9 protein-coding genes are annotated in these 14,227 nt (G+C 51.7%); all 9 read right to left on the bottom strand.

What is annotated here, in order from left to right; translation table 11 throughout:
• Positions 1–120: 120 nt before the first annotated feature.
• The 9 genes from HFP08_RS08635 to HFP08_RS08595 all read right to left on the bottom strand — a co-directional run bounded on the left by HFP08_RS08635 (position 121) and on the right by HFP08_RS08595 (position 14,039).
• On the bottom strand, positions 121–897 hold the full coding sequence (locus HFP08_RS08635) for a pirin family protein (protein ID WP_168120179.1): 777 nt from the start codon (positions 895–897) through the stop codon (positions 121–123).
• Positions 898–1,206: 309 nt separating this feature from the next.
• Complete coding sequence (locus tag HFP08_RS08630) at positions 1,207–3,255, bottom strand: alpha-L-arabinofuranosidase C-terminal domain-containing protein (protein ID WP_240941197.1); 2,049 nt, start codon at positions 3,253–3,255, stop codon at positions 1,207–1,209.
• A gap of 37 nt (positions 3,256–3,292) precedes the next feature.
• Positions 3,293–4,216 (bottom strand): carbohydrate ABC transporter permease, encoded by a 924-nt coding sequence (locus HFP08_RS08625; RefSeq protein WP_168120178.1) that lies wholly within the window; start codon positions 4,214–4,216, stop codon positions 3,293–3,295.
• A complete protein-coding gene (locus HFP08_RS08620; protein WP_168120177.1) occupies positions 4,210–5,190 on the bottom strand; it encodes an ABC transporter permease in 981 nt (326 codons plus the stop codon). Before HFP08_RS08620 ends, HFP08_RS08625 begins: the two co-directional genes overlap by 7 nt.
• Before the next feature lie 159 nt (positions 5,191–5,349).
• Positions 5,350–6,951 carry an extracellular solute-binding protein gene (locus HFP08_RS08615; protein ID WP_168120176.1) on the bottom strand — a complete coding sequence of 534 codons (1,602 nt, stop codon included), beginning with the start codon at positions 6,949–6,951 and terminating at the stop codon, positions 5,350–5,352.
• 113 nt (positions 6,952–7,064) lie between these two features.
• Positions 7,065–8,675 (bottom strand): response regulator transcription factor, encoded by a 1,611-nt coding sequence (locus HFP08_RS08610; RefSeq protein ID WP_168120175.1) that lies wholly within the window; start codon positions 8,673–8,675, stop codon positions 7,065–7,067.
• Positions 8,650–10,443: a sensor histidine kinase gene (locus HFP08_RS08605; RefSeq protein ID WP_168120174.1), complete on the bottom strand. Its 1,794-nt coding sequence runs from the start codon at positions 10,441–10,443 to the stop codon at positions 8,650–8,652. The genes HFP08_RS08610 and HFP08_RS08605 overlap by 26 nt, the downstream gene beginning before the upstream one ends.
• A 476-nt stretch (positions 10,444–10,919) precedes the next feature.
• Positions 10,920–11,909, bottom strand: coding sequence for a transposase (locus tag HFP08_RS08600; protein ID WP_168120173.1), 990 nt, complete (start codon positions 11,907–11,909; stop codon positions 10,920–10,922).
• Positions 11,910–12,377: 468 nt separating this feature from the next.
• A complete protein-coding gene (locus HFP08_RS08595; RefSeq protein ID WP_168120172.1) occupies positions 12,378–14,039 on the bottom strand; it encodes a 2-isopropylmalate synthase in 1,662 nt (553 codons plus the stop codon).
• Positions 14,040–14,227: the final 188 nt, after the last annotated feature.

Here is a 14,227-nt window from a genome sequence, read left to right as displayed (position 1 = left end):
GAATCGGCAAGATTTCGTAATTTCGCAGAGCGTGGCAGAGCCTTGCAGTGATGACATGCTTATCTCTTGATAGGCCAAAATACGGAATGCCGACTTCAGTCATCGGCCTCCAATCTGCCGTCAGCGTTTCGGATATAACGGATAATCGACAGTAGTCGGGGCTTGGATGAGAATTAATCTGAGCTTCTCTCCACCTGAGTTCTCTATAACCGCCTCAGTATCTTCTCTGGCCGCAGCCACGATAAAGTCCCTGTGCCGGAATGTCTCCCCAGCTTTCTCAGAACCTGACTCGCTCCAGACGCCTCCGCCGCGAATCGCCAATGCCGTCAGACTGTAGCCTTCGGGTACGAGATGCTTGTAAGAAGCACCGCTGCTTATTTCCACATCCCACATCCCAATATCCGCCACCAGCTCAAGCGGCGAGCCATCTCCGATAATCGTCTTCGCCGTGTAGCCTTGCGGGCTCTGAGCGAACGGAAATTGCTCATGCTCGTATTGCGAATAGGTCGGCTGCCTTCGAATCGCTTCGTTGAAATTCGGCTCGAACCAGATTTGGAACATCTCCGCGTCCGCGCTTAATCTCTCTTGATGGCTCACGCCCGAGCCGGTCTGCATGAATTGCACACCTCCCGCTCCAATCGTACTGTTCGTACCAAGTGTGTCTCCGTGAAACGCTGTGCCGTCTACGACATAGGTCATGATCTCGAAGCCTTTATGAGGATGCAGCCCGATTCGCGCTTCCTCGCTCGCCGTGCCCCATGCCCAGTAGAACAGCGGACCGACACGTTTCACCACGGAGCCTTCGCCCGGAAAACCGATCGGCTTCTGCTCGACCAGCTTCCCACCATCGAAAGCGCCTTCGCCTTGCATGGCCGGTGTATACACAAGTGCTTGCATCGCAATAACCTCCTTAAATTTAATATTCTTTAATTTAAGATAAATATACGCCTTGCAGACTGAAATGTCAACCCGTGCAGTCCGGTCGCAAAAAACAGGCCGCAGCCCCGCGTAAATCGCGTTGCTGCGGCCTTGTGAGTGCTCCTAGTCGAAAATTACGACTTGCAGTCCGTTCATGCGGCCGACGACACACTCGAAGTCGATTTTTTCGACTTGCAGTCCGATAAAGCTGCCGATTACGCCGCCGAAGTCGGATTTTCCGACTTGCAGCGCTTTAACACAATCGGCGAACCGCTCAACCTCATTCGGTTATTTCCGAATTTCGACCACGCAAACCGAATGCGGCTTCATCGCGAGGAGGAGTCCCCTTGCGCCGAAGTCCAGACGAGACTCTTGCACCGTGACGGCCTCCGGCTCAAACACGGAATTGATCGTCTCGAAATCGTCGCCCGCAAGCTCCCACACGGTCGCGCCGCCCGCATCCGCAAACGAGCCGATGCGCAGCTCGGCTTCCACCGCCGTCAGTCCGCGATTGACAGCGAATACGGTGAGCACCTCGCCCGATTCGTCGAGCGTCGCCGTAACGTCGAGCACCGGCAACGGCTGCGGCTCCAGACCGAAGCGCTTCGAGCCGCTCGCCCAATCGAACGTTGCGCAATCCAGCTCTACCGGCAGCACGCGCGAGATGTCGCGATTCGCATACGCCTTCATAATATGGAACGTCGGCGACCCGTATACAACGCGGCTGCGCTCGCTCCAGCCCGTCTGCTTGCCTCGGTATTGATCCGCATAGCAGTCGCCTACCCGGATGCAGCCGCCGAGCCAGCCATTGACCAGATCGGAGTAGCTGCCGATCTCCACGAGATGGGACTGGCGGATGAATTCATTGAAGTTGGCGGCATTAGCCACCGCGGCCTCCAGCGTATGCTCCATCGGCGTGCCTTCGCGAATCGTGTTCGGGTAATACATCGTATTGTATTCCGTGATCGCCAGTTTCACATGGGCGTAATCCGGATTGCCGTTGATTATCTCCTCGGTCAATCCGATAGCAGCGCGACTCACCTCCGGGAACGACATGACTGCCGGATAGCGTTCCTCCTTCGGCGTCTTCGGCATAATGCCGACCGTGCCGGAGCCATGATAGATATGCAGCGTCAGCATATCCATCTTCGAAGCCGAGAGCTCCAGCAATGTGCCATTCCATTCCGGATTACAGTCGCCGCATGCGAGCAATATGATGTCAGGGTCGACCGCCTTCATCGCGTCGGCGAACCGATTGTACCGATGGCCGAACTCTTCGGCAATGCAATGGCCATGCTGCCACGGGCCGTAGATCTCATTGCCGATTTCCCAATACTTTACGCCGTATGGCTCGGGATGGCCGTTGCGCGCGCGCAATGAGCCATACGGCGAATCGGCGTCGCCGTTGCAATATTGAAGCCAAGCCGCCGCTTCCTCCGGCGTGCCGTTGCCTGCATTGACGCAGATTAGCGGCTCTGTATCCGTATCACGGCAGAACTGAAGGAACTCGTCCGTGCCGAAATATTTGTTCGTCCAGCCGCCCCATGCTTCATTCAGCATGTTCGGACGCTCGAGCTCGGGCCCGATGACGTCCTCGAAGTGATAGGCGCTGATGTAATTGCCCGCGAGCCGCATCATGCCCGGCTTCAGCTCACGCGTCATCTCCACGACCTCGCGTTTCACATAGCCGATGCTGTCCGCTGGAAGCATCGAGACATGATCCAGCCATAGCATGCCGGAGCCCATGCCGTCTCGCCAAGTGTCCTGCTCCGAGGAAATCAGGATGCGCAGCTCCGCATGCTCGCAAGAGCTGCTCGGAACAAGCTCCACATGGTATTCCTGCCAGCGATGTCCGAGCAGAGCGAGCTCTGCCTTGCCCAGCCGTTCGCCGGTTCTGCGGTCGACGAGCTCGCATACGCCCTTCTTCAGATCCATCGAGGCGCGCGCTACGATTTTCACCTTATAAGTCATGCCGCCTTCCACGCTGACATCCTGCCCGATTCCGCCATGGCAGCGATCCGCACTGAAGATGCGAATGTACTGGCTGTGCCCGGAGTGACGCGGAGCTGCCGGCTCCAGCCTGTATTCCGTATTCTTGCCATTCGTCACGGCGTACCAGCCGGAGGACACGCCGCGATTGTCCGCTTCATCCTCGAAGTCCATATCCTTGGAGACGAAGGCCAGCATGGCGTCCATATGATCGCGGATATCCTCCACGAAATGTCCGAAGATGTACGGATTCACTCGATGGGCCGACGGCTGCTCTGTTTGGACCATAATCGTTGCTGTTGTTCCCTGAGACAGCTCGTTTTGCTGAGATTGCTCGTTCTCGTTCATAATATTTGTTCCATCTCCTGTTCCATAATATACTTTCTTATTCTTTGATCGAGCCGATCATGACGCCTTTGACGAAATGCTTCTGCACGAAAGGATACATGATCAGCACAGGAATGCTTGCGATAATAATCAGGCCATACTTGATGCTCTCCGCGAGCAGCAGCTTCTCCGTCATGCCGAAGGTCGATCCCGAAGAATCGAGGAAGCTGCTTTGGCTGACGATCAGAATTTCCCGGAGTACGAGCTGAAGCGGATACAGATTCTCGTCTCTCAAATAAATCAAAGCATTAAAGAACGCGTTCCAATGACCGACGGCGTAAAACAGCACCATAACGGCGATAATCGGCTTCGAAAGCGGCAATATGATATGAATCAGCAGCCTCGTGTTGGAGCAGCCGTCCATAAGCGACGCCTCCTGCAGCTCCCAGGGAATGCTGTTCTGGAAGTACGTCCGCATGACGATCAGATTGTACGTCGCGACAGCCGTCGGCACGACCATCGCCCACATCGTATTGACGAGGTGCAGATCCTTAACGATGAGATAAGTCGGGATCAGTCCGCCGTTGAAAAACATCGTGAAGGTAATCGCGAACATGATGATCCTTTTGCCGGGAAGATCTCTCCGCGACAAGGGGTAAGCCGCAAGCGTTGTCATAAGTACATTCACGAGCGTACCTACAACCGTATAGACGATGGTATTGGTGTAGCCGGTCCAGACAGCGTCGTATTTGAATATTTCTTTGTATGCGTCCAACGTAAAGCCCGTCGGCCACAGCCACATCTCGCCGTTCATCACCATGACGGGGTCGCTGAAGGAAGCGCTGAGCACGAAGATGAGCGGATAGAGCACGATTAACAGCAGAATGGACGAGATGGTGTAGACTACAGCGTCGAAACCTCTCTCTCCCGTATTCAGCAAAGAGCCGCCGCGTTGCGCGGAAACTTCATGATCTCTTACCATAAGCTCGTCTCCGCCTTTCTGCGGGCATACCCGTTAATGATGACAAGCAGAACAAAGTTGATAGCCGAGTTGAACAGCCCAATTGCCGCGCTGTAGCTGTAATCGCCTTGCAGAATGCCGTTTTTGTATATAAAAGTTTGAATAACATCGCTCGCTTCTTTGTTCAGATCATTCTGCATAAGCAGGATCTTCTCGAAGCCCACATTCATGAACGCGCCGACATCGAGGATCAGCATAATGACCATGATCGGCACAATGCCCGGCAAGGAGATATGCCACAATCTTCTGAACCGGCTCGCTCCATCCACCTTGGCCGCCTCGTAGAGCTGCGGATTGATACCGCTTAGCGCGGCAATATAGATGATGGAAGCCCAGCCCATGTTCTGCCAGATATTGGAGCCAATCAGGATCGGCTTGAACCAACCCGCGCTCTCCATGAATGAGACCGAGTCCAAACCAATCGCGTTCAGCATCAGATTCACAACGCCGGTTTCCGGATCCAGAAACAGCTGCAGCATCCCGACGATAACGACTACCGAGATGAAATGCGGCATGTACGTCACATTCTGCAGCACCTTCTTGAATCGGTCGCTCGGAATTTCCGTAATGAGCAGGGCCAGCATAATCGGAATCGGGAACGCGATCAGAAGCGACAGGATGCTGATGCTGATCGTATTCCAGAGCAATCTGCCGAAATAATACGAAGAGAAGAATCGATCGAAATTGTCCATGCCGACCCATTCGCTGCCGACGATGCCCTTCACGGGGTTGAAATCTCTAAAGGCGATTTGAACGCCATACATAGGTCCATATTGAAAAATGACATACCATGCCACCGGAATGAGCAGCATGAGATACAGATCGTATCTCGTCGCAACCCGCCTCCAGCCTCTTCGTCTGCGCTCCTTGCCCGTCAACAAACCAGGAGTGCCGGAGATATCGGATAATTCGGTAGCTTCGGGAGCCGTTGCCATGATGAACACCTCTCTTAGTCAAGCCGGATTTTACACTGTGCCGCAATTGCCTAGAAACGAATGCCGTTCCGATTCGTCAGCAGCCTGGTATAAGAGACCGCGGCCGCCTCGAGCAGCAGCCCCTTGCGGGGCGCATTCCAAGCGACCGCCTCCGATTTGTTACTTGTTGCTGTCGTAAGCCTTCTGATAGAACGCTTGAAGATCTTCAAGATGCATCTTGCCCAAGGTGTTCACATATTCATCCCATTTGTCGAAGGACAAAGCTCCTGTTATGAATTTGGAGGTCATCTCCGCAACATAGGTATCGATATCCTGGCGCAATGTGTTCACTTCCTTCGAGGTATCCTCGTCGAAGATTGGCGCGCCGTAAATTTGCTTCGGCATATACGGCTCAAGCGCCTCTTGCGCGGCCTGCACTTCAGGCGGATTGATCGCCGATGAATTCCTCTCGCTGATCAGATGCGGCGCTCCGCCGCCCGGCCATGGCGTGAATTGTCCGATTGTCGGACCTGTGCCGCGCGGATCGGTCAGAATCGCGTCCGTATACTCCGGCAAACCGTCCTTCATATTGTAAGTTTCGCCTTCAATGCCATAGCGGAAGAAGATCGATCCCTCATCGCCATAGAAATAGTCGATCCAACGCATAGTCGCCTCCGGATACTTGTTCACCGACGTAATCGCAAAGGTGCCGAAGTCGCGGGCAATCGGACGTCCCGACGCCCCTCTTTCTCCACCTGGACCTGCCGGAGGAGCAATACCCACGAAATCATCCTTCTTCGAGGTGAACGGATCATTCGCCTGATTCGAGAAGAAGCCCAGATTGCCAGACGCCATCTTCGCCACATATTGTGATTCCTTCTGCGTGAACACCTCGTGATCGAGCAGGTTCTCCGAGTACAGTTGGTTCGCGAACATCAGCTCTTCCTTCAGCTCCGGATTATCGAGCCAGATATCGACTTTGTCGTCCTTGATCGAGATGCTGTAGCCCATCTGTTGATCCAGTCCCCAAGCTCCTGCAAATTCATTAATAATTTGTTCGCGGGTGCGCGCGGACATCGGAATTTCATCCTTCTCGCCGTTGCCGTTCGGATCCTTGTCGCGGAACGCGCGCAGCACTTCGATAAGCTCATCGGTTGTTTCCGGCGCCTTTAGCCCCAGATTGTTAAGCCAGGTCTGGTTAATCCAGTACTTGTCGGTTCTGCCCGCGCCGAGCGTAACAATGCCCGGCAACGCATAGATATGTCCGTCCGGCGCTGTGATGGAAGACGCGATCTCCGGGTACTGCTCAAGCAATGCTTTCAAATTTGGCGCATACTGATCAATGAGCTCCTCCAGCGGAATCAGCATGCCGCTGCTTCCATATTTCACTGCTTCGAGCTGTGAAATACCCGACTTGAACAGAGCGTCCGGCAGTTCATTCGAGGCGAACAACAGATTTTTCTTCTCCACGAAGCCTTCTGTCGGAACATCCTCCCAATCCACATCGATATTCGTCATTTTCTCGTATTCCTTGAACATCAGCATATCTTCGTACGGTCCGTTCGGCGGAGACTTCTGCGAGAACATCTTCAGCTTGATCCCCTCTTGCACGATCGGGAAGCCTTCCGCTTGAACCCCGGAAGATTCACCGCCCGCTGACGGAGCATTCGAGGCGTTGCCGCCGTTGCCGTTATTTCCGTTATTATCCGACGAACAAGCCGACATTGCGGTTACCAGCATTGCAGCAGATAGAACAAAGCTGACCTTCTTAATCGCTTTCATCTTTTTTTGACCTCCCATAATTTCATATTGGAAACGCTTTTATTGTATACCGTAAGCGGTTACATGAAGATTGCAATAAACCGAACAGAAGCTGCAAAAATCCGAAATGTTAATTACTTCCTCCTTTTGGCATATTCCTGAGGCGTCATGCCGGTATGATTCTTGAACACCTTGAAGAAATAGGAGTACCCCGAGAAGCCTACCCGTTCGAAAATATCCTTGGCGCGATAATCGCCGCTGTCAATCAACTGCTTCGCCGCTTCGATCCGAATACCGTTCAAATATTCGGTGAAATGAACGCCCGTCTCCTGCTTGAATAAACGTCCCATGTACGTATCGGTAATGCCTGCCGCCTCTGCCGCCATCTCCAGCGAAATGCCTTCCGAGAATTTCGCACGGACGAAAGACACCGCCTGAGCGACATAGGGGGAATATTCGCGTTCTTTGCGCGATTCCTTCAACTTCAGCAACAGCATCATATAGACCGACTTCACCCAGGCGGCGATCGCATCCAGCTTGTCCGGATCGGACAACTCCCCTCTGGTCGGCCACTCTCCCTCGTAATAGGTCGTGCCGGATCCGCTGCCCGACTTGCTCCAGATCTTATCCGCCAATTGCGCAAGCTCGCCAACCGTATGCGGAAGCACCGCCGGCAGCCCTTCCTTCCCGGCCTCTCTCTTCCCCGAGAAAATGTCATCCAGCAAAATAGCGACGGCTGCCTGCGATCCATCCTCTACAGCTGCCATCAAGTCCTTCTCCTGTCGCAGAGTAAGTCCGGCAGGTTTTCCACCGCTTGAAGAAGCTTCTGTCGAAGGAGCATCGGTACCTGCCCTTACCGACAAAGCCGTATAATCCTCCCCGATGCGATTCAGATTCGCATTGACCGGACCGATCCCATAAGACAAATGCACATTCATGAACATCCGAAGCGTATCCATCATCTTCTGCAGACAAGACCGGACGCGCTGCAGAATCGCATGCTGGCTTCGCTCGTCGGCGAAAGCGAACAACGCGACGTAGCGTCCTTGCTCCAGCTCCGCGACAATGCCTTCCTCATCCTGCTCCGCAGTCTGTCTCATGACATTCAGAATTGCTTTCGCACGCTGAGCCAGTTCGGCTTGCGTTCGCTTGCCTAGCGCTTCTTGCACATCGGACACTCGAAGAGCGGCTATAACAATTCTTCCGTTGCCAACCGGCGACAAGCTGCGGAAGTATTCAATGGCCTGCGCGGCTACGTCGTCATGCCCGAGCACTAGCCCCTTCAAATAGTTCTGCGCAAGATCCCGGTTCAGAGCCGGCCAATGACGCTCCATGAACGCAATGCCCTCCGGCTTCGTCTCGGATTGCTTGACCTCCTCCTTAAGCCGCAGCAGCAATTCCAGGAGCGCATTCGCATCCGTTCGATGCTTCAACAAGTAATCCGACGCTCCGTTCCTCATCGTTTCCCTTACATACTCATAATTGTCAAAGGAGCTCAGCATCACAAGCTTTATGCGTCCGTCGCCGTGATCATGCACATAGCGGCTGAGCGCCACACCGTCCATGCCCGCCATATCGATATCCGCTATAATGATTCTAGGCTGGGTGCCAGGCAGCATATCGACCGCCTCTTGACCGCTCGAAGCTTCTCCGCATATGCAGAAGCCATGTGCCTCCCAGTCGATCAATCTTCGCAAATGAGTACGCGCAAGCGGCTCGTCATCCACCAATAATACGTTCAGCATTCGAACTCTCCCCTTTCTCAATCGGTATGCGAATTTCCGCTTTTGTGAAAGCACCGGGACGGCTGTACAGCTTCACGCCGTAGCTCGGGCCGTACACCATGCCGATTCGCTCATTTACATTGCGAATGCCCATTCCTCCGCTTCTGTAGCCGTCCTTCAGCGTTTCATCACGCAGCGCAGCTGCAATCTGCTCCGTTGTCATGCCCACTCCATTGTCGCCAACCTCAAGTACAAGCTCCGCCTCATCCTTGTACGCTTTAATCAAAATCGAGCCGTTATTCGACAAGCTTCCAATGCCATGCGTAAGCGCATTCTCAACAAGAGGCTGCAGCGTCAGCTTCAGCACCTGCGCATCCAGCAGCTCATCTTCAATCTCATAACCGACTTTGAACCGGTCGGCGTATTTGTACCTTTGGATGGTCAAGTAACTGTTCACGTAAGACAGCTCCTCCCGAAGCGCGACGAACTCCTTTGTGTTGCCAAGCACGCCTCGCAGCATCTCGATGAGCGAACCCGACACCTCTTCAATATTTCTCGTTCCGTTGAGCGATGCCATATATTTGATCGTATTGAGAGAATTATAGAGAAAATGAGGGCGAATCTGCGCTTGCAGCGCCGCCAACTCCGCCTCCCGCTTCGCTGCTTCCCGCTGCTTAACACCTTCCATCAGCTCCCTGATTCGCCCCAGCATCGACTGGAACATGCTGTAGAATTGGCCCACCTCATCCTTTGCCGCGATATCGGCGGTCACGAAGAAGTTCCCTTCCTGCACCCGCTTCATCGCATTGTGGAGTCGGCGCAAATTCCGCGTAATATGAGAGGCGAGTCCAATCGAGACGAAGAGGACGGCGAGATAGACGAGCAATACGACTTGAATGATTTTTCGGCCAAGCGTGAATGAATCCTTCATGAGCGCCTCCAGTGGAATGACGCCGATCGTCGTCCATCCTGTCGCTTCCGAAATCTGCGACACCATTAAGCTGGATTTGCCCGCTATCTTTATTTCGCGCACGCCCGTTTGTGCCGCCGATTGCTGCAGCAGTTCGTCGCTTAACTGCTCTTGCTGGCCCGACAAATTGAAGATCACCTCTCCGCTTTCGTTCACGACCCACACTCCGCTGTCCTCGGAAGGCCGAATATTATAATTGTTACTCAGCAATTCATAGTTCAGATCAATCATCGCTACACCGATCGTCTGACGGTTATGCATGATCTTGCGCCCGAGTGTTACAGCATCCTGGCTGTCGTTGTTCGTATGCTTGATGATCAGCTTGCCGTCCGGTTCATTCATAATCTGGTCGATGAGCTCCTGATCCAGATTGAGTCTGTCCATATACGGGGCTCCGTCATAGAACACCCTGTTGTCGACAGCGCTTACAACCGAAATGCGATTGATGTTCGATTTATAGGCAATCAAATACGACAGAAAGCTGTCGATTTTCTTCATATCCCGGAAGCCCTCCAGAGACACTTCGGAATTGCCGCTCATAAGCACCGGAGGGACAATATCCTGATTCGTCACGACGAGCGCCATGAGCTTGCTCGCATCCTGTATGGCGACATTCACATTCTCGTCCGCCCGATGAAAGCTATCCGTCACATAATCAATCGCGTTTCGCTTAATAATGCTGGTCATGTGGAGATATACAACAAGACTTACAAGCAGAAGCGCTGCCAGAATAACAAGACTGAACACGACGAATATTCTCCCTTGAATGCTCTTTCGGAACGACAGCGGCATCGCCGCTCTTCTCAATCTTGCAAGCATCCTCATTCTCCTTTGACGATTTATTGTTTATTATCAAGAGTAACCCAGAAACTCGAATTTTGTCAGCTTGGAAAAAGCAGGAGATTTAGAGACTACGAGTCCGCCAATAGACACGATGCCAGGATTGCTCAACCAAAAAAGCGAGCAGAGCAAAAGCTCATGCACGCTAAAATTCAGGGTGATCCGTCAATCTCATCGACGAATTTCCCCAATTTTGAATTCGTAAGTTGACTTGCCCCCTATCTCGCTTGAGCTCCTTTAATTAACTCTCCCATTAGCTCAGGAAAACCAGCTCAAGAAGCAAGTAAAAGAATCAGAAGCCAACCTAAAACCAGCATAAGAAACCAGCATAAGAATTGAACCTGAACATGCGTCGGATAGTTAACGTAGCATAAGCCATGCCCAATCCGAAGTTTTCTAACTCACGACTGAAGTCACAAGGTTGCGAAAACTACACATCAACAGAAAAATCGAGCCTAAGCTGCTCTGAAGAGCGCTTGTAACGATAGTTTTGCAAAAGGATCATGAATCGATCCACTAAGCGAATTAGACCGATAACAATATTCATCTAAATAATGCTGTATATACTTCAGCCCAAGTCCATGAAACGTATCATTGATCCACGAGAAAGCGCGAGCCGTCAAATCTGAAATAAAATTGCCATTCCGTGTTAAATGCTTGGTATAGTCAGATGCGTTGTTTGCTGTGGTGTTTTTGGTGTTTTTGGATTTTAATGATTCACCGGAATCAGAAGACCCAGTAGATAGAATAGATACATCAGATTCATTGGATTCAACAAATGAAGTTCGGAAGCTGTACTCTCTCTGATGTCGGGGATTTATAGCTGCGGATTCCAATGACTCGTCGGTGTGGCGCATCAAAAAACGATCCACCTCTTCCTCCGACAGTCGGTTTCTCGCCTGCACCTTTCGCGTCAACAACTTCAACTTTAAATAAGCGGTATTGGCGTTTTCGCTCAATACAGTAAGAACCGACCTCTCCTTCTCCAAATAGGCATCGGAGGGATAAGCCTGCTTCATGAGAATCTCATGTTTCCCCTTCACAAATCCGCTTAAAAGGACGGTCTGATCCAAACCGGATACCAGTTGACGAATTTTGTGCAAAATATTCCACGCCGTCTTGTACGTAACCGAAAGCAGTTCTTGCAGTTGTACAGCATTCACACCTTTCTCGTAGAAGGTGACGATATATAGAGACAGCAGCCACTTGCTAAGAGGCGTTCTACTCTTATGAAAAAGCGTATTCGCAGTGAGGGTCGTTTGTTTAGCACAGCTCGCACATTCGTAAAGGGTCTGCTTGCGGGAAGCTATAGTGTACGCATGATGATATCCACATTCCGAGCATCGAAATCCATTCGGCCACTTAAGTTCATATAGAAACGAAACGCATGCTTCTTCATCTTCGAACCGCTGATTAAACTGTTTCAAAATTCCATCAATATCCACAACCGCACCCCCAAACAAGATCATATGTTCTCATAAATAATAGCACACATGTTCGTATAATTCAACATATACTTCATTGTTATCACTCCATTCATCAAGCTTCTTTCTCTGCCAAAGATTCTTTCCTGTTTTGAGGGGATAGTGTCTTCAACTTCGTTCATACATGATACATCCAGCTCAGATTCAAATCATTTCCAACGGAGTAACGATATGCAACGGCTGCAGTTCACTCTTCAAAAGAACTTTCTACTGTCCAGTCTCCGCCTAAAACAATAGAAAAAGAGAAGCCCACCCGCTATTGGGGAGAGCCTCTCTTCTTCGGTTCTTTTCTTCCGTACTTTTCTTCCGTACTCTTCTTCTATTCCTCCGTACTTTTCTTCCGTAATTTCTTCCGTTCTTTTCTTCTTTTCTTCTTTTCTTCTTTTCTTCCTTACTTTTCTGTTCTTTTTTGTTTCTCCTTGTCTGTAACTAGCCCTGCTGCTTGAGCAAGTTCACTGCGCTGAACAGCGCTTTGACGGAGGAAGCCATGATGTCGACATCAATGCCGCAGCCCCAGGATGATGTGCCTTTATTATCGGTTACGCCGATGTAGGATACCGCCTGCGACTTCGAACCAGCCTCCAAAGCATGCTCCTTATAAATCAAATTGTTATAGGACAAGCCGAGATTCGTCTGCAAAGCTTGATTGATCGCATCCAAACGTCCGTTGCCCGTTCCCGTCCACTCCAACTCTTCGCCATTCACGCGTACGGTTACGACGGTCTCATAATCATCTTGCTGAGTAGCGCGATAGCGGACGAACTCGATCGGCGCTTTAATATTGACGTATTTCTCTTGGAACAAATCGTAAATTTCCTTCGGCTGCAGTTCCTTATGCGTCCGGTCGGAGACACTCTTCACATGATAGCCGAAGCTTTCGCGCATGCCCTGCGGCAAATCCAATCCGAAATTAAGCTGCAGCACATAACCAATGCCGCCTTTGCCCGACTGGCTGTTAATGCGGATAATATCCCCTTCGTATTCACGTCCGATATCCTTCGGATCGATCGGCAGATACGGCACAGACCAGTACTTGCATTCCTGCTCCTCGCGCCACTTCATGCCCTTCGCTATCGCATCCTGATGAGAGCCAGAGAACGCGGTGAACACAAGCTCGCCCGCATAAGGCTGCCGCTCGCCGACTCTCATGCGCGTCAGTCGCTCGTAGATCGCGATAATTTCATTGATGTTATCGAATTGAAGGAGGGGATCGACGCCATGCGAGTACATGTTGAGCGCCAAGGTCACGATATCCACATTGCCTGTTCGCTCTCCGTTGCCGAACAATGTTCCCTCCACGCGCTGTCCGCCCGCAAGCATGCCAAGCTCCGTATCCGCGACGCCCGTCCCTCTGTCGTTATGCGGATGCAGAGATAGAATGACATTGTCGCGGTAGCGCATATTCTCGCTCATATATTCGATCTGGCTCGCGTACACATGCGGCATCGACATCGACACCGTCGCGGGGAGATTAATAATAACTTTATTGTCCGGCGTAGGCTGCCACACATCCAATACGCTGTTGCAGATCTCCAGCGCGAATTCGATTTCCGTTCCCGTGAAGCTCTCAGGCGAATATTGGAATTGGAAGTTGCCCTCCGTATCTTCTCCGCACTCCTTGAGCAGCTTCGCGCCGGATACCGCGATAGCGATAATCTCTTCCTTAGACTTGCGGAATACCTGCTCCCGCTGGGCCACCGAGGTCGAATTATAGAGATGCACAACCGCCTTCTTGGCGCCTTTAAGCGATTCGAAGGTTTTCCGAATAATATGCTCTCTGGACTGCGTCAGCACCTGAATGGTCACATCATCCGGGATGAGATCCTGTTCAATCAATGTGCGCAAGAAGGCGAATTCCGTCTCCGATGCGGCTGGGAAGCCCACTTCAATTTCCTTGAAGCCGATCTTCAGCAGCAACTGGAAATATTCCAACTTCTCCTCCAAGCTCATAGGCACGATCAAAGCTTGGTTGCCATCGCGCAGATCCACGCTGCACCAGATTGGCGGCTCCGTAATATATTCCTTCCGAGTCCAGTTCAGGCTGGTCTTCGGCGGCATGAAATAGCCTCGTGTATATTTGTTATGATTCATTCTGATTTCCTTCCCTTCCTTAACTAAGCTTATCAAGCAGACCGTATATCAAGGCCGCAGTCCCACAGCCTCAAACAAAGAAGAAGTCCCCCGCCTCCACACTAGAGACGAGAGACCAAACATATTACTAATGATTATACGCTACCGTTTTCCAGCAAGCAAGGCTGAAATCCCTATTTGCTTACCCG

The organism is Paenibacillus sp. HB172176 (assembly GCF_011947265.1).
In the GTDB taxonomy this organism is placed as follows: domain Bacteria; phylum Bacillota; class Bacilli; order Paenibacillales; family Paenibacillaceae; genus Pristimantibacillus.
This window is presented reverse-complemented; position numbering and strand designations above follow the sequence as displayed.